Source organism: Paenibacillus sp. UNC451MF (assembly GCF_000686845.1).
Classification (GTDB): Bacteria; Bacillota; Bacilli; order Paenibacillales; family NBRC-103111; genus Paenibacillus_S.
Map to the genome: position 1 here is coordinate 100,534 of NZ_JMLS01000013.1, position 20,536 is coordinate 121,069.

20 protein-coding genes are annotated in these 20,536 nt (G+C 48.0%); 15 read left to right on the forward strand and 5 right to left on the reverse strand.

Annotation, left to right across the window (positions count from 1 at the left end):
• Nucleotides 1-152 precede the first annotated feature (152 nt).
• The 5 genes from BP97_RS0115660 to BP97_RS0115680 all read left to right on the forward strand — a co-directional run bounded on the left by BP97_RS0115660 (nucleotide 153) and on the right by BP97_RS0115680 (nucleotide 3,408).
• Nucleotides 153-488, forward strand: coding sequence for an STAS domain-containing protein (locus BP97_RS0115660; RefSeq protein WP_036745967.1), 336 nt, complete (start codon nucleotides 153-155; stop codon nucleotides 486-488).
• Between the two features lie 20 nt (nucleotides 489-508).
• On the forward strand, nucleotides 509-958 hold the full coding sequence (rsbW, locus tag BP97_RS0115665; protein ID WP_028549948.1) for an anti-sigma B factor RsbW: 450 nt from the start codon (nucleotides 509-511) through the stop codon (nucleotides 956-958).
• A complete protein-coding gene (locus BP97_RS0115670) occupies nucleotides 955-1,731 on the forward strand; it encodes a sigma-70 family RNA polymerase sigma factor (protein ID WP_028549949.1) in 777 nt (258 codons plus the stop codon). Before rsbW ends, BP97_RS0115670 begins: the two co-directional genes overlap by 4 nt.
• Nucleotides 1,732-2,040: 309 nt before the next feature.
• The gene (locus BP97_RS36435; RefSeq protein ID WP_051620627.1) at nucleotides 2,041-3,003 is read left to right on the forward strand and encodes a magnesium transporter CorA family protein; all 963 of its coding nucleotides are present in this window, start codon (nucleotides 2,041-2,043) and stop codon (nucleotides 3,001-3,003) included.
• Nucleotides 3,004-3,090: 87 nt separating this feature from the next.
• Nucleotides 3,091-3,408, forward strand: a complete 318-nt coding sequence (locus BP97_RS0115680) for a hypothetical protein (RefSeq protein ID WP_028549950.1) — start codon at nucleotides 3,091-3,093, stop codon at nucleotides 3,406-3,408.
• Nucleotides 3,409-3,568: 160 nt separating this feature from the next.
• Here BP97_RS0115680 and BP97_RS36440 read toward each other — a convergent pair whose 3' ends face one another.
• The 3 genes from BP97_RS36440 to BP97_RS0115695 all read right to left on the reverse strand — a co-directional run bounded on the left by BP97_RS36440 (nucleotide 3,569) and on the right by BP97_RS0115695 (nucleotide 4,814).
• The gene (locus tag BP97_RS36440; RefSeq protein WP_051620628.1) at nucleotides 3,569-4,015 is read right to left on the reverse strand and encodes a YtxH domain-containing protein; all 447 of its coding nucleotides are present in this window, start codon (nucleotides 4,013-4,015) and stop codon (nucleotides 3,569-3,571) included.
• A gap of 30 nt (nucleotides 4,016-4,045) precedes the next feature.
• Entirely contained in the window at nucleotides 4,046-4,306 is a 261-nt protein-coding gene (locus BP97_RS0115690) for a GlsB/YeaQ/YmgE family stress response membrane protein (protein WP_028549951.1), read from the reverse strand.
• Nucleotides 4,307-4,424: 118 nt separating this feature from the next.
• Entirely contained in the window at nucleotides 4,425-4,814 is a 390-nt protein-coding gene (locus BP97_RS0115695) for a glyoxalase superfamily protein (protein WP_028549952.1), read from the reverse strand.
• A gap of 185 nt (nucleotides 4,815-4,999) precedes the next feature.
• Here BP97_RS0115695 and BP97_RS0115700 point away from each other — a divergent pair, with 185 nt between their 5' ends.
• The 8 genes from BP97_RS0115700 (at nucleotide 5,000) to BP97_RS0115735 (ending at nucleotide 15,930) form a co-directional block, all read left to right on the forward strand.
• Complete coding sequence (locus tag BP97_RS0115700) at nucleotides 5,000-7,297, forward strand: helix-turn-helix domain-containing protein (protein WP_028549953.1); 2,298 nt, start codon at nucleotides 5,000-5,002, stop codon at nucleotides 7,295-7,297.
• A gap of 228 nt (nucleotides 7,298-7,525) precedes the next feature.
• The gene (locus BP97_RS0115705) at nucleotides 7,526-8,392 is read left to right on the forward strand and encodes a carbohydrate ABC transporter permease (RefSeq protein ID WP_028549954.1); all 867 of its coding nucleotides are present in this window, start codon (nucleotides 7,526-7,528) and stop codon (nucleotides 8,390-8,392) included.
• A 17-nt stretch (nucleotides 8,393-8,409) separates the two neighbouring features.
• Nucleotides 8,410-9,948 (forward strand): extracellular solute-binding protein, encoded by a 1,539-nt coding sequence (locus BP97_RS0115710; protein ID WP_028549955.1) that lies wholly within the window; start codon nucleotides 8,410-8,412, stop codon nucleotides 9,946-9,948.
• A gap of 71 nt (nucleotides 9,949-10,019) precedes the next feature.
• Complete coding sequence (locus tag BP97_RS36445) at nucleotides 10,020-10,904, forward strand: ABC transporter permease (protein WP_036745968.1); 885 nt, start codon at nucleotides 10,020-10,022, stop codon at nucleotides 10,902-10,904.
• 33 nt (nucleotides 10,905-10,937) lie between these two features.
• Entirely contained in the window at nucleotides 10,938-12,389 is a 1,452-nt protein-coding gene (locus BP97_RS0115720) for an arylsulfatase (RefSeq protein WP_028549956.1), read from the forward strand.
• Between the two features lie 199 nt (nucleotides 12,390-12,588).
• Nucleotides 12,589-13,425, forward strand: a complete 837-nt coding sequence (locus BP97_RS0115725) for a GNAT family N-acetyltransferase (protein ID WP_028549957.1) — start codon at nucleotides 12,589-12,591, stop codon at nucleotides 13,423-13,425.
• A 144-nt stretch (nucleotides 13,426-13,569) separates the two neighbouring features.
• Nucleotides 13,570-14,496 (forward strand): MraY family glycosyltransferase, encoded by a 927-nt coding sequence (locus tag BP97_RS0115730; RefSeq protein ID WP_442952368.1) that lies wholly within the window; start codon nucleotides 13,570-13,572, stop codon nucleotides 14,494-14,496.
• A 177-nt stretch (nucleotides 14,497-14,673) separates the two neighbouring features.
• The gene (locus BP97_RS0115735) at nucleotides 14,674-15,930 is read left to right on the forward strand and encodes a M16 family metallopeptidase (RefSeq protein ID WP_028549959.1); all 1,257 of its coding nucleotides are present in this window, start codon (nucleotides 14,674-14,676) and stop codon (nucleotides 15,928-15,930) included.
• Nucleotides 15,931-15,992: 62 nt separating this feature from the next.
• Here the strand turns inward: BP97_RS0115735 and BP97_RS0115740 are convergent, their stop codons facing one another.
• Both BP97_RS0115740 and BP97_RS41420 read right to left on the reverse strand, forming a co-directional pair.
• The gene (locus BP97_RS0115740; RefSeq protein WP_028549960.1) at nucleotides 15,993-18,032 is read right to left on the reverse strand and encodes a peptidoglycan D,D-transpeptidase FtsI family protein; all 2,040 of its coding nucleotides are present in this window, start codon (nucleotides 18,030-18,032) and stop codon (nucleotides 15,993-15,995) included.
• A gap of 34 nt (nucleotides 18,033-18,066) precedes the next feature.
• Nucleotides 18,067-18,198 (reverse strand): hypothetical protein, encoded by a 132-nt coding sequence (locus tag BP97_RS41420; RefSeq protein WP_269321912.1) that lies wholly within the window; start codon nucleotides 18,196-18,198, stop codon nucleotides 18,067-18,069.
• A gap of 213 nt (nucleotides 18,199-18,411) precedes the next feature.
• Between BP97_RS41420 and BP97_RS0115750 the strand changes: the two genes are divergently transcribed.
• Both BP97_RS0115750 and BP97_RS0115755 read left to right on the forward strand, forming a co-directional pair.
• Nucleotides 18,412-18,987, forward strand: coding sequence for an RNA polymerase sigma factor (locus tag BP97_RS0115750; RefSeq protein ID WP_036745970.1), 576 nt, complete (start codon nucleotides 18,412-18,414; stop codon nucleotides 18,985-18,987).
• On the forward strand, nucleotides 18,984-20,528 hold the full coding sequence (locus BP97_RS0115755; protein WP_028549962.1) for an ABC transporter substrate-binding protein: 1,545 nt from the start codon (nucleotides 18,984-18,986) through the stop codon (nucleotides 20,526-20,528). The genes BP97_RS0115750 and BP97_RS0115755 overlap by 4 nt, the downstream gene beginning before the upstream one ends.
• Nucleotides 20,529-20,536 lie beyond the last annotated feature (8 nt).

The following is a 20,536-nucleotide window of genomic DNA, read 5'->3' on the forward strand; positions in this document are numbered from 1 at the left end:
ACCTTGGTTCCAAGGCCGACTGCATCAAGAGTCTGGAGTAGATAAGGAGAAATGAGCTAAATTATTCTGCAACCTGTTTCATTGGCTCCCGATCCGGGTAATGATAAGATAATTGATAATATGTATGGATGTCAGAGAGGAGCCAGTTAAGAATGAATCGTAAGCACACGTTCCAAATTGAAAAGAAAGTCACTCCAGATAGCAATTTGTTTTATTTAACAGGAGAGCTCGACTTGTCCAAAGCGGCTGAATTTCGTGCGGCAGTCGATTCTTATGTGGCGGACACGGACCGTTTGATGGTATTGAATCTAAGTAACTTAGGGTACATTGACAGTACGGGTATCGGGGTTATTTTATCGCTTCTTAAAGCAAGGCACGTTTTAAAAGCTCCGATCGTTGTGGAGGAAATACCTCCTAAAATTAAGAGATTATTCGATATGACCGGGCTAACCCCTTTTATCCAAGAAACCAAGAATAACGCTATATAAGAAGGGAAAGAAGAGCAGATATGAACTGGGAGAATCGTACGGTTAGTATGTCGTTACCTGCCGAAGCGGAGTTTATAGACCTGGTACGTTTGACTTTGTATGGGATATGCACCAAGCTTGGTTTCTCTTACGAAGAAATCGAGGATATGAAAGTGGCTGTAGCCGAAGCATGCAACAATGTTGTTGTCCATGCGTATGAGCCGGGCAGTTCAGGGACTATGGATATCCAATTCGAAATGCTTGAGAGCGGGATACGTATATCGGTTAAGGACCAAGGGAACAGCTTTGATTTCGAAGAGAAAGCTCAGCAGGCCACTTCGCTTCATCATAAATCGTTAGAAGAAGCCAACATTGGCGGTTTGGGTATTTATTTGATGCAGGCGCTGATGGATGAAGTGGAAGTGATGAGTGGGAGGGGGACCGAGGTCATATTGACCAAACGTCTGAGTAAAAGCGAGGAAATGGTATGAAACTAAATTCAGAGAGACCGGCATTTAACGTCCACGATCTGATTGCACAATATCAGCAAACGGGTTGCAATGAGGTAGCCACCTCTTTGCTGATTCAGTTTGAACCGATGGTCAAGATGGCTGCTGGCAAAATGTCGCGCAATCGTCCGGACCTCTATGAAGATTTATACCAAGTGGGACAAATGTCGATGCTCCGTCTGTTTAAGCAGTTTGATACGGAGCAAGGAGTCCAATTCGAAGCTTATATGATGAAGAGCATTATAGGACATATGAAAAATTACTTACGCGATAAGTCATGGTACATTCAGGTTCCTAGACGCGTGAAGGAAAAAAGCGGCCGACTTCAAGCAGCTATCGATATGCTGACGGTTCAGTTGGAGCGGTCGCCTAATGTAGAGGAAATTGCCCAAGAGGTAGAGCTTTCCGTAGAGGAGACCATAGAAATATTGGCCGGTCGCGAGTATTACCATTATGTTTCTTTGGACACGCCTCTCTCTACGGAAGACAGTGGGGCGACCATTGGCGATTTACTAAGCGAGGATAAAGATGACTTTCAGCAGATCGAGCGCAAGCTGGATTTGGAGGATGCGATGGCGCGGCTGAAAACGCAGGAGCAGCAGGTGCTCCATTTGGCTTATGTCGAAGGCCAGTCTCAACGAACGATAGCCGAGCAGTTGAACGTTTCGCAAATGAGTGTATCAAGAATCCAGAAGCGGGCGATTGATAAGCTGAAGCAGTTCTTCACAGAATCCCGTGAAATATCGGATGCCTGAAAGAATGGATTGGACACGCCCTTATGGGCGTGTCCGATTGACGAGAAACTCATAAAACTTGAAATATTGCTAGTATACTCCGGTGGAGTATGCCCCTTCAGCCGCTGTTGTTCTTGGGAAATTTTCAATCTATTCGCTTCACAGCGGGGATTTCCCAAGAACAAAGGCGGACGCTTTCGCTCCTCCGAGGCATACTCCACCTCCCATATAGCAAATTTCTCGAAGAAACAAGTTTCTCGACGCTCTTACACGCCCTTATGGGCGTGTTTTTACGTTAGCATGGGATTCCGTTCAGAAGGAAGTGAGAAGATGGCGATTCGACAAATCCATATGCCAGAAGGATGGACATGGCACGTAGGAAACGATTGGGTTTCCAAGCAAAATGAAGAGATAAACACAGGGCTTCCGCATTCCAGGCACGGTTCGGCATGGAAAAACCATTTTGGGGACATCTGCATTCAAACTCCGCGTATGTTTGAGCGAGACAACGGTTTGAAAGCCATATATGGATCGTTGCTGTACGGAAGCCTCATGAATCAGCGGGAAGATGGGGATCGACACTTATTGTATTGTGTGGATGAGCAAGATTTGTTCACCTCTGAGCTGTATTACTCCAGCATGAGCGATCTGGACGAGGATGAGCTCGTTCAACGTATGCAGGGGTGCCGTACGGCGGCAGAAGGCTTCTTTGTTCTGCTTGGCGAAATGGCCTTAGTGTGCTTGCACGGGCTCGATGTGTTGACTGCAGATCTAACCAAGCTGGAACGAAGCATGCGCAAATTTAATAACTCAGTGCTGCTGGATCACCTCATAGAACGGCAGTATGATCTGCTGTATTGGCGACACCGGATCGTTCCTCTTGAGGAGCTGTTAGTTGCAGTGAAGGAAGCCTACACGTCGGATCAGCTGGATCACAATGAAGCCTATCGATTGACATCGCTTCGGGTGGAGCGGCTTATGCTCCGAATGGAACGGTTTCATGATGAAGTGCGCACACTTCTCGCTATGGATGAAAATATAGCCTCCTACAGGGGGAATGAGATTATGAAAACACTGACGGTTTTCACGGTTGTCTGCACCCCGGCTACCCTATTTGCCGGCTTATGGGGCATGAACTTTAAAGCGATGCCCGAGCTTGAGTATGAGTGGGGATACCCCATGTCGATTGCGATTATTGTATTTCTCACAATTCTCGTATATGCATGGCTTAAGTGGAAGGGCTGGACAGGCGATTTAATCCGCGGCAAAAGGAAGGATTCCAACATATTCTAGTTGATTTCGCGTTCGTTTCAAGCCGCTGTGTATAGGGTAATGATGATTAGTAACACATTAACTTATGACAAAAAGGCGGTGGTTGCCATGACAGTCAAACACAGTATCCCTTGCGGGGGAAATGAGGTTACCGTACGTCAGTTGGACATGGATAAGTATCAGGTTACCATTCAATCGCAGGTTAATCCACTAGGCACAGGCAATGTGTTGGAAACGTTCTCTGGCTTGGATGAAGCGATTCAAGCTGCGGATCTGTTCTGTAAGCTGCACGCCGCGGCCAAGGAGATGGGCTATCATCTGGAAGATGGGCATTTTGTTAAACCGGATCGGCCCAAACTGCATGTAGGGATGCTCCTTCAAGAACAAACGATGCCGGATGAACTGATCGTGCTGCTCGAAAAATAACGAAATCACATACATGATAGCTTGGACAAGAACCAAAAAAAGCGGCTGACATGAGTTAGCCGCTTTTTTTGGTTCTTTTTTTGCTGTCCAAGTCCGGGGATTACGAAAAACAACGATGCCTAGGAGTAGCCTAAGCATCGTTTCATATTAGAGGGTAAGTCTAGTGAGAATAAGGCTTCACCTTATCCAGTGCATCATGTGTCGCGTCTTCCGCTTTGTCCGTAGCTTTATGTGCGGAGTCGCTTGCCTTATCAGCAAGACGATGCGCTGTATCAGCAGTACTATCTGCGACCTTTCTCACCTTATCGGCAGCTTCATCGGTTGCCTTTTGCGCTGAATCTAATGCTTGGTTCGCCGCTTGCTTTGTTTTTTCCAGCAGCTCGGAGCCTTGTGCGCTTACGGTTTCTACCGTATCGGCTGTTTTGGTTTTGACCATGTCCATCCAGTCCTGGCTTTTGGCTTGCAGCGACTGAACCTTGCCCATCAAGTCCTCTCGAAGCTCGCGTCCTGTTTTGGGTGCCAACAGAAGAGCGATCAGCGCTCCGGCAGCACCTCCAATAATGGTTCCCAATACTACGTCATTTCGTTTGCTTTCCGTTGCTGTCATCTCATCCACTCTCCTCAGCATTTATTTGGTTTAAGACTGTTTGCCGTTCAAAGTTCTGGACAATAGGGTGAGCAAGAAAACGAATAAAGCTGCTCCCACGATGGCTGGTACGACGGCGAAGCCTCCGATGATAGGTCCCCAAGTCCCGAGCAGCAGCGCACCGAGCCATGCACCGACGAACCCCGCAATCATCGATCCGATTATACCCCCGGACATACCGCCAGGCGCAATTGCCGAACCGATAGCCCCGATGACTATAGCCATGATGATCGTTATCAGCAAGCTGATCATTCTCATCACGCTCCCTTCCATTGGGTTGTCTTGCATGATAATTAGTACCCGTTATAAAGAACAATGAAACAAAAAAACGGCCCAACGCGTCCCATGAGGAAGCGAAAGGCCTTATACTTTAATCGTTTCTGGCTATATTTTCATAGAGGGTTAACCGGTTGCCCGCCGGATCGATAACACCGATTTCCTTAGTTCCCCATGGTGCTGTCTCAAGCCCAGGCTTCATATATTTGTACTGCTTGGAGACCAGCTTCGCATGGAGAGCTTCAATGTGCTCGGCTTGGATTCGAAGGGCAGCGCCCGGACAGCAATCCCCGTGATGCTCAGACAGATGAATCACGCAGTCACCATGTGAGACCTGCATGTACAATGGAAAATTATCTTCATATTGATGCTCCCAATCAAGCTTGAATTCCAAATAATTCAAATAAAAATCTTTGGTCTTCTCGACATCGAACATCCGCAATATCGGCACGATCGTTTGAAGCTTGTACGGTAAAGTATCCATTTCGAGTCCTCCCTTATTTCGTTTTGGTGCAAACCCTGGCGAAAGCAGATCATATTTGTATATGAGTACAAGCATATATCAACCTATTGATGTATGACAAATCCTTGGTTTATTTAATCATAGATAAGCGGAAGCTCGTATGATAAAATAGAACCAAAAATGAAAGCGTATACAATGAGGGGCCAATGAAAATAAAACGAAAATGGGTTACCATGAACATTTTCAATAAAATATGGATGTCTTATTTGATAACCATCTTCATTCCTACCGTGTTGATCAGTTCATTCTATTTCTATAATTATTCTGTGGAAACGAAGGATGAATACAAGCGTGCCGCCTCCGTAGAGCTGTTGGGTTTATCCTCGCAAGTAAGCGCAATGTTCAGCAATTTCAATAATCTGACCCTGCAGCTATCCCTGCTGTCCAATCTGAATGAGCTGCTGGCCAATCCCTATAATGCAAGCATGTACGACTTCAATGTGCTCAAGAACAACCTTATTGATCAGATTACGGCAAGCCGTATGGTGCAGTCAGCGTACGTTTATTTTAAACTGTCCGATAAAGTGCTGACAAGCAACGAAGGCTTTTATCCGAGGGGAGAGTTTTACGATAAAGAGTGGATTGATCAGGCAGGCAAAGACGATGGGGAATTGAGCTATAAGGTGCGTAAGGTGCTGGCGCGATTCGATCTGCCACAGAATGAGGTCATTTCGTTTAAACAGAAAATTCCGCTAACCGGCAAATACGAGCTCGGCTATATGTTCATTAATGTCAGCAAAGATCAGTTTTTTGAAGCGCTGCAGCACATGCTTCCGACAAGCTCATCCTACTTATTTATCATCGACGGCGACAACCAGGGAGAAGTGCTATTCTCAAGCAGAGGCGCTCCCTTGTCTCAGTACGTATCCAGGTACATAGCCGACAACGGAATAAAGGAGAAGGAAGAGCCCCTTATTGCTAGCCTAGGTGGGGAGAAATATTTTCTTAGCAGCAAGAAATCCCCGATGAGCTCATGGACTCTCGTTCAAGCTACCCCTTACCGGATCTATCAAGAAACGATGAATCAAAAATTTACTGCAATAGGCAAGATGTCACTCATTGTCATGCTCCTCGGCTTCTTACTGTCGTATTTGCTAGCCCTCATGTTCTATAGTCCATGGAAAAAAATATGGAAAAGCTACGCTTCCAGTCTTATCCCCCCTATGCTGTCAACGAAGGAAGACGAGTATACGCTGATTCGAAGAGGGATTGATCATTTGATTAATGAGAATCAAAAGGTCAAGGCGACGATGGAGCAGCACGAATCGCTTATCCGGCACCGGCTGATTTATGAAATACTGAGCAATAACGTAACCGACGCCGATTTTATATCCAGCCAGCTCCAGCAAGTAGGTATCGATCTGATTTATCCGAATTTTGGTGTTTGTATCGTAGACCCCGACCTTCATGACTATGTCCAAACCGAGGAGGATACGAAGATCAAGCTCTATATGTTCGGGCTTATTGAGAATATGTTTCCAAAGGACTGCCGGGTCTATGGAACAATTCTTGAGGAAGGACGGTTCGGGTTCATTCTTAATTTTCCTTGGACTTCGATAGAGCAAGAGTGGAAGGAAGTGTTGATTCAAGCTTGCAAAGCCATTAGCGATTCGCTGTACGTGCAATTTCAAATTCATTTGCAGTTTGCGTTCGGGGAAGTTTGCGCGTCGCTGGATGATCTGCATGAATCCTATGCTCAGGCTAGGAAAGCAATGAGATACAAAGCGCTGTTCAATAAATCGGATGTAGTCTTCATTGGAGACACAGCCCCGGAGCCAAGGTTTGATTATCCTCTTGCGATTCAGAAGATGCTTGTCCATGGGATCAAAACGATGGATGATAAGAAAACGAATGAAGCGGTAACCGCCTTATTCGAGCAGTACGTCTATAATGACAAAGGCGTACATGAACATACACAGGAGACGATAGTCATCTTGTTAAGCACAGTCATTAACGAGCTGCTGCAGGAAGGCTGTGACCCGGAATCGTTGCGTGTGATTCAGGTGATGAGAGTCCACGATTGCCGCAACAAACAGCAGCTGGAGCAGCTAATCCGCCAGTGGCTGAAGGAATTGATGGAACGGCTGGAGCAAAAGCAGGACAAGAAAAACGATAACCTGTATATCCGTAAGGCGATCACATATATGGAGCAGCGTTACGGTGAGCCGATTTCGATCAGTGATATTGCCGATCATGTAGGTCTTAGCAGCAGCTATTTGAGCCGCATTTTCAAAGCCGAGACCCAGCATTCGCCGCTGGATTACTTGACGAAGCATCGGATTACCCGCAGCAAGGAGCTGCTAATGAACGACAAAAAGTATTCTTTGCAGGAAATCAGCGGAATGATCGGCTATGCAGATGTTCACAGCTTCATCCGCTTTTTCAAAAAATACGAAGCCATGACACCGGGAGAGTTTCGTAAATCATTGCCGGACAAAAGATAACCATCACATCAGAGATACGCTCCTTAAGCTAAAAGGAGGTGTCTCTTTTTATTTTAACGAATGTATAAAATGGATTCCTGATGTAGAATTTTTGACCCACGGCAGCCAAATAATCGTTTTTATACACAATAGCAAGGATTGCACCTTGTTGGTTACCGTCCGTTCCCTACATAATGAAAACGCATTCAAATAGTTCGACCTAAATCACAGTTGGGAGGGGGTGATTATGTGTACGGTAAACAGCCTATGGGGAGTTATGTATTTCAGATCCTGAATGGGGGGATTTTGCTTCTTCTATCCATGCTGACGCTTTATCCGCTGTGGCATGAGCTTGCCCTATCGTTTAGTTCGATGGAGGGAGCGATGCGGGGAGGATTCTTCTTCTGGCCCAGGGAGTTCACATCTGCTACCTATCAAGTGGTACTATCATCCAGTTATTTATGGACCGCTTACGCCAACACGCTGTTCGTAACCGCAGTAGGAACAGTACTCAGCACCTTGCTTACGGCATCTACGGCTTATCCTTTGATCAAGCAAGGTCTGCCGGGTAAAAACATGGTGACGTTCCTCATCTTGTTCACCATGCTGTTCGGGGGCGGATTGATTCCTACTTATTTGCTCGTAAAAGGACTAGGTCTTGTAAATTCGCTATGGTCCTTAATTCTGCCAGGAGCTATATCGGCATTCAATGTAATCATCATGCGCAGCTTTTTTGTTAATTTGCCGGCAGAGTTAGAAGAGTCGGCGATGATCGATGGGGCTAATCCGCTTCTCATTTTTTTCAAAATTATTTTACCTTTATCCATGCCAGTGCTCTCTACCGTTGCTTTATGGGAGGCGGTCAGTCGGTGGAACAACTTTTTCTCGGCACTCATTTATTTGAATGACAAAAGCAAATATACGCTTCCGGTTATGCTCAAAGACGTAATTAACGGGCAGGAGCTTGCAAAAATGACCGGGGAATTGACGAATGCATCCACCGACTCTGTCATTGCGGCAACCATTGTCATATCCATTTTGCCGATCATTTGTGTATATCCGTTTTTGCAAAAATATTTTGTAAAGGGCGTCATGATTGGTGCTGTTAAATCTTAAGCGAGAGGATGAGTGTTATGAAAAAGCTTAACAAGGTTACAGCCGCATTTACGGCAGTGACGCTAACCGCCGGGCTTGCAGCATGCCAATCCAATACGGCAACAGACGGCAAACCAACAGATACAAGTGATAAGCCAGGGCAGACCATTACTTATAAAATATTACGGAGCAACGGCGTTGCGGAATATCCGGCAGACGGGGGTAGAGGCAGGAAGGAAATCGTCAAAGCCCTAGATAAAGCAGGTATCAAAGGGATTGATTTCACAGTAAATATGCCGGGAACTGGACCCGATTATACGACCAAGCTGAATCTGCTGGCCACCTCGGGCGATCTGCCGGATTACTTCAACCTCGACCTGCCGACGATGGCGAAGATGGCTGATGATGGCCTGCTGCTGCCGCTTGACGACTATATTAAGAAAATGCCGCATGCGAGCAAGCTCTTCAAGGAATCGGACTTGGAGGCACTGCGGTATAAGGGCAAGCTCTACGCATTACCTGTCGGCTACCGTCCGGAGCCGTTTAATGGTCCTAATACGAATGGATTTATTGTACGGAAGGATTGGCTTGACACGTTGGGGCTGAAGGAACCGACTACGCTTGATGAGCTCCATGACGTGCTCAAAGCGTTTACGACTGGAGATCCTGACAAGAATGGCAAGAACGATAGTTACGGGCTTGGCGGCACCAAGACCTCGAACTTTTCTGGTATATTCGGAGCCTTCGGGATTGCCCCGACATTCTGGTTCGAACGGGACGGAAGGCTGAAGCAGGGCATGGTGCTGCCGGAGACAAAGGACGTACTCAAGCTGATGAATCAATGGTATAAGGAAGGACTCATCGATCCCGAATTTTTGCTGATGGAATCCAAGCAGCGTGACGAGAAGGTCATTAACTCCAAGCTGGGTGTGTTCGAAGGAACGGCGTTTGATATAGATCCGAAGCAGCCACTGATCAATTCGTTGAAAAAAGTAACCCCGAATGCTTCGTTTGCGCTCCTCTTGCCTCCGAAGGGGCCTAAAGGCTTAATGGGCTGGCCGGAAGCAGGTCCGGCTTATGGAGATATCAAGGCGGTCTCGGCCAAGGTGAAAAATCCCGATCTATTGATCAAAATGATCGACTGGTCGACGTCTGACGAACCGGACGGCGGATTTTATCTTATTACATATGGCATGGAAGGAGAGCATTATACATTCGATAAACAGAAAAACAGGGTTACTCAGCTTGTCAGCTCTTATTCCGACTTATATAAGGAAGGCTTCTCCAACCCGGTTCGTTTCACTCAGGTGGTGGATCGGCGCTGGATGGCTGACGATTCGTTGAAGGCAATGGAGGTTACGAATAAATACGTCATAACGAATCCATTCTGGAAAACCGTCCCGGCCCAGCTGGAGTATCCGGATATTATCAAGCTTTGGACCGAATATTTTGCAAAAATCGTTCTTGGCGAGATGCCCCTCGATAAGTTCGATGAATTCGTACAGAAGTATTACCAGCAGGGTGGTAAGAAAATTGAGGACCAGGTGAATGAAGAGTGGAAGAAGACGAAGAAATAGGCTCGGGTCCCTTAGCGGTCGCCTAGCTAACAGGCGGCCGCTCCAATAACGACATGTCAGGAGAGACGGCCATGAGCATAAAGTTATTTCACAAATACAAGTATTATTATTTGCTGCTGCTTCCGGGGCTGCTTTACTTCCTTTTGTTTCACTATGTTCCGATGGGCGGTATTATCGTTGCGTTCAAGGACTTCAAGCTGGCCAAAGGAATCTTTGGCAGTGAATGGGCAGGCTTGAAATGGTTTGAGCTGCTGTTCGAATCGGAAGACTTCTGGGTAGCCTTGAGGAATACGATCTTGATCAGCTTTTATAAGCTTATCTTTGGCTTTCCATTTCCGATTCTGCTTGCGCTTATGCTGAATGAGCTGCTGGGCAGCGCATTTAAACGGATTTTACAGACCATTCTGTATTTTCCGCACTTTTTGTCCTGGGTCGTTCTGGGTGGCATAATGTTTACCTTGTTCTCGTCAAGTACCGGGATTTTGTCTGTTATAGGATTCAAATCGTCGCCGCTTCTGGATCCTGGGAACTTCCGCGGGCTGCTGGTCATCTCGGAAATATGGAAGGAAGCGGGATGGGGGACGATCATTTATTTGGCTGCCATTGCCGGAATTAATCCAGAGCTGTATGAGGCGGCGAGAATCGACGGGGCGAAGAGGTTTCAGATGATTCGCTACATTACGCTGCCATCGATCAGCAATACCATTATTATTCTGCTGATCCTTCGCACCGGACATATTTTATCAGCAGGCTTCGATCAAGTATTTATCCTCTACAATCCGATGGTATACAACATCGCCGATATTCTCGATACCTATGTGTATCGGGTAGGCCTCTCTATGGGCAGATATTCTCTGGCGGCAGCCGCAGGCTTGTTCAAATCCGTAGTGGGTCTGCTCATGCTGCTGTTCACGAACTGGCTTGTGCGAAGGATGGGTGGACAAGGATTGTGGTGAGAGAGACCTTGCAGGAAAGGGAGAGATGCGCCTATGAAGCCGAACATTCTGTTAATTACAGTCGATCAAATGCGTTGGGACTGCCTTAGCGTACTTGGTCATACCGTGGTGGAGACGCCGAATCTGGATCGTCTCGCACGCTCGGGCGTGCTGTTTCGCAGTGCATATTCCGCTACGCCGTCATGTATCCCGGCTCGAGCAGCGATTTTTACCGGAATGGGCCAACGCTCACATGGACGTGTAGGCTATAAAGATTGTGTACCGTGGACGTATGAGCATACACTGCCGAGAGAGCTGGCGCAAGCAGGGTATCATACCCAATGCGTCGGTAAGATGCACGTGTACCCCGCACGCAATTTATGCGGCTTCCATAACGTTGTGCTTCATGACGGTTATCTTCACCATAACCGTGATAAGTATAAAACGACGACGGATGCCCATTTCGACCAATGCGATGATTATCTTCAGTGGCTGAGGCAAACCGCAGGTGCAGGATTTGACATCACCGATCACGGGCTCGACTGCAATGCTTCAACTGTGGCTCGACCGTGGCACTTGCCAGAGTCAATGCACCCGACGAACTGGACGGTGACCCAGTCCATTGATTTTATGCGGAGGAGAGATCCAAGCAAGCCTTTTTTCTTGTGGACTTCGTTCGTACGCCCGCATTCACCGCTCGACCCCCCGCAAGCTTATTTCGACATGTACAAGGATATGGAGATGCCGGATCCGCCGATAGGTGACTGGGTAAATGTCGCCTCTGCGGAGCGGGGAGGAAATGACCCAACCGCCATCTTCGGCAAATTTCCAAAACGCCGTTTGAACCGTGCTCGCGCCGCCTATTACGCTCTAATAACGCATATCGACGATCAAATCGGGCGTCTCTTGAACGCGCTTCAGGAATACGGCGTTTACAACAATACGGTTATACTGTTCACGTCGGATCATGGAGAATTGATCGGGGATCATCATTATTTCCGAAAAGGTTTGCCTTATGAAGGAAGTGCCAAAATCCCGTTTATCATAAGCGATCCGAGCGGTAAGCTGGGGCTTCGTGCAGGAAGCGAAGTAGAACAAGTGATCGAGCTGCGAGATATTATGCCTACGGTTCTATCCACAGCCAGCGTCACCATTCCCCAAACAGTAGAGGGTGTTAGCCTGCTGCCACTCTGTAGAGGAGAATCGGTCAACTGGCGGGAATATATTCACGGCGAGCATACTTACGGGAGCTTATCCAACCACTATGCAACGGATGGACAGGAGAAATACCTCTGGTTTTCTCAGACTGGAGAAGAACAGCTTTTTGATCTTGGAACCGATCCGCAGGAGCTGACCAACTTGTCCCATGATCCTGCGTGGGCTCCTCGTCTTGCCTTTTGGCGTCAAAGGGTAATTGCAGAGCTGGAGGGAAGGGAAGAGGGCTACGTCGAGGACGGACGGCTAGTCACAGGCCGAACGCCCCTTGCATGCCTGAGTCATGTTTAAGACATAGATTATAGCTAAGGAAACCCGGCTGCTAGCCGGGTTTTGAGTCTGTCGAGGAAGCTATTAGTAGCGAAAAATGCAAAAGATGGTAAGCGGGGCACTGGGAACGACAAGAAAAAGGTGGAATCTTCCTTCAATGAAATGTATAATAATACATTATTATTAATTATTATGCATAACGAAAGAGGCTGAGTTACCCATGGAGACCAAGATTCGACCGATGCAATGGAGTGATCTGGACGCAGTAGGCCAACTGAGACCGGAAGGCTGGGGAGACATCTTGCCGCCTATCATTTTTTATTTGAATGATCCGGCCTGCATGACTTTTGTGGCCGAACGAGCGGATCGGATTATCGGTGTCGCTAATGGAACGGATTGGGGACAAACGGGATGGGTCGGACCTATCATCGTGGATGCCTCATCACGGGGGCAAGGTTTGGGCTCGCTGCTAACGAAAACGATTATGGAGGGACTCCAGGCGAAAGGCTGCCGCACGCTGCTGCTGATAGCTACGGAATTCGGTAAGCCGGTCTACGAGAAGCTCGGCTTCATCGGCGATTCCCGTTACTGCTTTCTGAAGGCGGAGCAGCAGGCTGACTTCGAGGCATATAGCGGATCGATTCCGCTCAGAGCCGCTCATCCTTCTGATCTTCCCATGCTTTCGGAGTTGGATCAGCGTGCAGCAGGGGAGAGAAGAATCTCGGTGCTGGAGAAGCTTCTCCAAAATAACGGGGGCTGGGTCGTTCCAAGGGAGGATGGCAGCGGAATTCGCGGTTACTACCTGCACGGAGCCCCGTGGGGCTCAGGTCCAATAGTTGCCGAGGATGAAGAAGCGGGCTGCAGGCTGCTTCAGCAGGCATTTGTCGTAGAGAAGCATCTTTCGGCCGGAGTGAGCGAGCACAACCACAAGGCGATTGAATACCTCCAAAGAATAGGTTTTACTATTGTCACCTATGCGGATCGTATGGTATTAGGTGAGCATCCGGTTTGGCATCCCGACATGATCTACTCCCGAATTAGCGGCTCTCTCGGTTAAACGGGCTTATTTCGACAGCATGTTCACCCTCCTAGGTCTGTGATATAATGGAAATTGTCAGTATGTATCCTTATAAATTCGACTTGTGACAATTTCTGAGGAGGGGTCTTTATTCCGTATTTCATTGCTGGACTGGTTTCGTTTGTGATTGTGCTGTTATTCATACCACCGCTGCGCAAGCTGGCTTACAAAATTGATTTTGTGGACAAGCCTAGGCCTGACAACGAAAGGAAGATTCATCGCGAACCGATTCCGCTTACGGCGGGGATCGCTATTTTCGCAGGATTCGTCATTACATACTTTCTTTTTATAAGAGACAATATGAGTCAAACCTTGGCTATCATGGCAGGGGGATTGCTCGTGCTAATGATCGGACTTGTGGATGATTGGTATAAAACGCACGGCAAAGAGCTGTCCGCGCTGCCTAAGCTTATTGTGCAGCTGCTAGCAGCCGTTATCGTATATAAATCCGGGATTGTATTTCACGGATTTACGAATCCGTTTACAGGGGAAGAAGTTCTTCTCTGGAGCTGGGCGCAGTTCTTATTGACTATCACCTGGATATTTGGCGTGACGACGGTCATTAACTTCTCTGACGGTATGGACGGATTGGCAGGAAGCTTATCAACGATTTCAGCATTGACGCTGTTTATCGTAGCTTTGGCCAAGAACCAGCCCGATTCAGCTATGATGGCCATTATTTTGGTTGGAGTCGGACTGGGTTATCTTCGCTATAATAAGCCACCGGCTAAAGTGTTTATGGGAGATGCGGGAGCGTCATTTATCGGCTTCATGCTGGCGGTTATCGCATTGAACGGGGCGTTCAAGCAGGCAACGGTTTTATCGCTGTTTATTCCAATTCTTGCTCTCGGTGTACCGATATTCGACAATTTATTCGTTGTTGCCAAACGTTTCTTGAACGGCAAACCGATATATCAGGCGGATACGAGCCAAGCTCATTACCGACTGCTTGCCAGCGGATTGAATCCGAAGCAGGTGCTTATGTTTTTATGCTTGATCAATGTGTGTTTCGGATTGACCTCCATCATTATTTTGATGCTGAAGGTATAACGATTAAGTGCAGCCTGCCGCCATGCTTTGTGCGGACGGGCTTTTTTTGTTAGCGCAGGCAGGTTGGAGATCAATTATTGTAGGAACTGAAGGGTACAGACAGGAAATACTCGAATACTTATATCATTAGCAGGCATTTTGCTGCTTGTCGAGTAGCATGCTGAGAGGAGCCGGGACATGCAAAAAACAACTTTGGCTAACGGACTTACCATTGTTAGTAAACACAACGAGCAAGCCGTATCGACCCTGCTGTGCTTCTGGGTTAGGGCGGGAGGGCATTATGAAAAGCAGCATCCTTACGGAATCGCACACTTTTTGGAGCATATGCTGTTTAAAGGAACGAAGTACCGCACGAAAGAACAGATAACGAACGATATCGAGAACTATGGCGGCCGAATGAACGCAGCTACTAGTGTAGACCGGACACGGTACTATGCATATGTTCCTTTTGATAAGTGGAAGGAGGGGGTGGAGCTGCTGACCGATATGGTGTTCCATTCCGTATTTCCGGAAGAGGAGCTCCAGCTTGAGAAGAAAGTCGTCATCGAGGAAATCAAGCGTGCTCACGATAATCCACGTGATTATGGGAGCCGCACGCTAATGCGTATGTTGAGGGCGATGCATCCGGAACGGGCGGGAATTCTGGGGACGGAAGAAACGCTCACGGCAATGACGAGAGAGGATCTCGTGGAGTATCATAAGCACTATTACCAAGCTAGCAATATCGTGCTGGTCGCGACGGGAAATGTTCAGCATGATGAGCTGGTTGAATATGCAAGCTCTTTGGACATTCCTGCTGCGGAGCCTTTCTCAGAAACGTTGGATAAGCTGCAGCCTTATCAGCTCGGGGGTCGAGTTATTCACGAATCAAGAGATATCCGGCAAGCCCATCTTCATTGGGGAATGTACGGTCCGAGCGCATACGATAACGATAAATATGCAGGGTATGTTACCATGCACCTTCTTGGCGGCGGTCATGGCTCCAGACTGAAACGCCGCATTAGGGGAGAGATGGGGCTAGCCTATGAAGTATGGGCAGCACTTAGTCCCATGGTTAACGAAGGCTTCATTACAGGATATGTCGGCACCGACCCGCTTCGACTTGAGGATGCCAAAGCAGTCATATTCGAAGAGGTCGAGCGTATGCATCGTGAACGAATTACGGATGAGGAATTGGAAAGAACCCAAAATGCGATTATTGGCAGGCATATGATCTCGCAGGATCAGGCTGAGTCCGTGAACAGCAGGCTGGCATCCGAGCAGCTATATCAAATCAATCCGGACCCGCATCACTTCGCTGCACAAATCCGCAGCGTGACGGCGGAGGCTGTCATGGCTTTTGCTCAGACCTACCTGCAGAAGGATCAAATGCTGTTCGTTCAGGTTAGCCGCGAGCAAGTGGCTAAGCAGGATAAGGACAACAAAGCAATGTAATTAAAAGAGCCGGATCCCAGCGGGATTCCGGCTTTTTCGGTCTTTTTATAAGAAGCTGCTTATTACTTCTTGGCTTTGCTGCTGCTGAGCCCGCCGATATATTGATCGTACGCCTCATAGATTTTGGCTGCGATCGGGGCGGCGCCGTACCGTCCGAATTTTCCTTCCGGGACGACGACCGCTACGGCAAGAACCGGATTGTCCGCCGGAGCGAAGGAGATAAGCACCGCATTATCGACGGTTCCACCAGGTACGGCCTGTGTGGACGTACCGGTTTTGCGAGCTACCGGATATGGCAGATCCTCAATGCCTGCAGCGCCGCTCTTCATCCCTTTAATTACGGTATCCCAGTAATTTTTCGGGTAATTGACCTCGTTTAAAACGACGGATTCGTATCCTTTAACAAGCTCGCCATCCGTCGTTGTGATCTTCTCGACGAACTGTGGCTGCATCCTCTTACCACGGTTAGCCAGCGTTGCGGCATATTGTGCTAACTGGAGCGTGGTGTACTTCTCATTTTGACCCCACGATGCATAGACCATAGCAGACTGCATGCTGCTTGTCTTTGCGTTTTGGAAGAAATCGTTGGAGCCCGCAATTTCATTGGGCAAATTACTTCCGGTTTTTACGCCTAAGCCGAACTCCGCCAAATGCTCTGCCCATACATCGAGCACCTTGGATTTCTCACCGCCATATTTGTTCCAGAGCGGGATTCCAACCATAGCCGACATGTACGTATTGGATGAATTCAAAATCGCCGTTGTCGGATTCAGCGCACCGTAGGCATGGCCGTCTGAATTTCGGATTGTGGCATTATTTCCAACTCCGAAGGAGAACGATCCTGAGTCGCTGTAGGTGGAATAAGGGGTAATAACGCCTTCTCTCATTCCGATAAGGATCGTCAGGGGCTTGATGACGGAACCCATGAATACGAGTGAAGATGGATGCTTATTCCGCTCCTGGGCTGGAAAATCCGGGTATGACGTCGTAATGGTGCCATTATTGACGAATGGCATGATTTGATTGTAGACCTCGTTGCTGCTGATACCGCCGGTCCACAGATTCGTATCGTAGTCCGGCATGCTGGCCATGGCAATTACCTTACCGGTCTGAACCTCCATCGCTACTGCGTAGCCTGAGCGCGCATAAGGAGCATAGGCGAACTCTCCTGCTGCCGAACGGTTCCTAAGAAAGCTTAAATGATCGGTAATCGCCTTCTGCGTCGCGAGCTGGATGTCCTTGTCTAAGGTCAAATAAAGGTTATGGCCTTTTTCCGGGCTCACGATAGTGGCGGGGCCGATGATTTTTTCGGCTGCATTGACAGGGTAAGTCTTGCTGCCTTTTTTGCCGCGAAGCTCCTCCTGGTACATCAGCTCCAGACCATCGAAGCCGACGTCCTCCACGTCCAAATATTCATCGGTTTTGCTCCGATAATAGGCCAGACCGGATTGAGGATTTCTCGCAGCGTTGAACCGTTTCATATAGCCGACCAGTTGGGCGGCAATTCTCTGATTATCATAGAGGCGGATGCTGTCCTCCAATATTTCAATTCCTTTTAACTCATCCCGGTGTTCCAGCAGAAAGGCGATTTCATTGTTGGATAAATCGGCTTTGATCCGTCTTGGAATCGAGTAGTAGCTCGGTTCTTTCGTTTTGTTCTTATTCATGTCAAAGCCGACATCCATCAGCTTCAATATTTCGGCGGCAGGCAGCACCTTGGCATCCTGCTTACCGTAATCAGCGAATATCGTTTCCAGCTTTTTGGCCAGCTCGATGATCTCGTCCCTATCCGTTGCGCGGCCTTCCACTCGATAGTAGAGAGATTGCATAGACCGGGATTGGGCGATGGCATACCCCGCACGGTCGAATATGGAACCACGGATGGGAGCGATCGGGCTTTCGCTGTGGGAAATCATATTTTCGACTTCCTTGAAATATTTCCCCTCTACAAACTGCAAGATGGCTAAACGAATAATCAGAACGCTAAACAGGGAAAACGTTACAAAAAAGAATAAATTCAACCGAATCGAAAAGTGTCTCCGTTTCCGGATATCCTGCTTTTCGGTCTGATCGTCCGTATATCGAAAAAAACCGCTACCCACTAGTTTCCCACTCCCCAGACCAATATCCCGTAAATTAGCGCTGCATAATCCAAATGATTCCTATCCACAGCAGGATCGCCGCCAAAAAGCCTGTCATTACGTATACAGAGGCTAATCGCCAGTCGAATCGCTGACGTGATTTATCTTGTAACAGACGTATACTCATCTTGCATTCTCCTTTACTCAACCATAGTTTACCATGCCGATAGGCAGCTGTGTTGAGAGGTTTTCCACACAATTCAAATTTTTTCGAGCCTGTGAAGGCAAAAGGTAAAAGAGTTGAGTTCCACCTCCCAATAAGACGAATTAAACGAGGGAAAAGTTACGTGTTGTACCCATATGAAGAAAATATTTCCGGATAAAGGGAACCTTCCGGCAAATGGTTCGTCCAATTGTTGGTGAGGTGAACAGGGTGGCCTTTGAATATTTGAAATCACTTTCCGGCGGGATGGATAAAAACATTATTTTAGAAGAAATCATGCTCGCGCATGGAGAAGATGTATGGAACTATGCTTTTTTCATGACACGTAAAAAAGAGCTGGCTGATGATATCACACAAGAAGTGTTCGTAAAGGTGTATGAACGGTTGTATTCCTTCCGGGGAGAGGCGTCCGTGAAGACTTGGCTGCTTACCATTACGCGCAATATGGTAAAGGACCACTGGCGTTCCGCCTGGATCCGCAAGGTTATTCCCTTTGGCCTTCAGACCAAGGACAGCAGCAGTCCTTCAGCCGAGGCGGAAGCGCTGAGTATGCTGGTAGAGGAAGAAGTATGGCAGGTTGTGCTGGAGCTGCCCCGCAAGCTGCGGGAGGTGCTGCTGCTTCATGCGCATCATCAGTTAACCCATACGGAGATAGCCGGGTTATTGTCTTTATCGGAAGGAACGGTCAAATCCAGGCTGTTCCGGGCAAGAGCGAAAGTGAGCGGTTTGTTGAATAAGGAGGGCAAGCCATGAAACAGATGGAACCGGAGCAATGGGAGAAACGATTGGCAGGCTCACCCTTAAGGCTGGGCGAGGGGGGCTTTTCCAAAGATTTGATGAGGAAGATTAAGGAGCGTGTCGAGATGGAGGGGAATCCGAGAAGCCGGCGCTGGCTTAAGCTGAGTCCGGTACTTTTGGTGTGTGTGCTGTTGGCCTTTGCTATGACGAAGCAGGAGGAGCTCGGAGTCATGCTTGCACAGCTGTCGAAGCCGACTAACCCGATAGCACTAACACCAATGGATAAAGAGAAGGAAATGACACTGAAGGTCGCTTACTTTCATGAAAATACATTTTCCATGCGCTATGGCAAAGCTTACACCATCCGCTATCCCAACGTGGAAGTGAAGATCGTTCCTGTCGACACGAATTGGTGGAATCAAGGAGATTACAAAGAGAAAATGATTGAGCTGATGGATAAGGAAAATCCGGATGTCATATACATGTCCCCGGAGCTGTACGGCGAGTTCGCCAAGGAGGGCAGGCTGTACCCGCTTGATGCGGTCATGAAGCAGGATAACTACGATCTGCAGAACTTGTACGCTGGAGTAACAGATACGCTTCGTAAACTTGGAGACGGCAAGCTGTATGGACTTACCCCGGAATACGAGATGAATGGACTGTACTATAACAAAGATTTATTCGACAAATACGGCGTTCCGTACCCTAAGGAGAAAATGAGCTGGGAAGAGCTTCTGCAGCTGGCGGCACGTTTCCCGGCGGACGGCAAAGGAGAGGACCGTATCTACGGGCTTATGCCGTACTACTACAGTGATGCTTCTGAGCTGGCGATGCAAATCGGAAAGACGAACGGAATGAGCCTGATCGGTTCGGATGGCAAGCAGGCAACGGTGAACACGGAAGCCTGGAAGAAAGTATGGGGCATGGCAATTGACGGCTTTCAGAAAGGGTATGTCTACCAGAGGGAGCCTATGCCTCAACGCAGCATGATGATGGATGAGGTGTACAAAAGAAATCCGTTCATTACAGGCAAGGCAGCGATGGCGCTCTCGGGTTTCTCATTAAGCACGGATCTGAAGATGGCCTCCACCAAGTACAGCCTGCCTTTTTTCAAATGGGATATTGTAAGCGAGCCTGTCAATCCGGCCAGGCCGGACGAGACATCCTCTTTATTTATCGGGTCGGTGTACGCGATCAATGCAAAATCGGAGCATCTCCGACCTGCTTGGGAGATGGTGAAGCTGATCAACAGCTTGGAAATTGCCAAGAAGCTGGATAAGACGTTTAGTGGCGGTTTATCGGTAAGAGTGAAGGAATTGAAGCCTGCGGATGAACATAATTATGCACCATTTTATAGTATGAAGCCTGCAGAGCAGCCGGATTCCTCGGTGCATCCACGCTTGCTGCGCAAGTTCAACGAGGCATTTGGTCCGATTGCCGTTCAAAAAACGAGCTCCGTCGTTGAGGGCAGGACGAAGCTGGACGAAGTGCTTAGACAGCTGCAGGAAGACGCGCAAAAAGCATTGTTCAACGCGATGCTCGACAGCCGTAATTAATGGAGCGA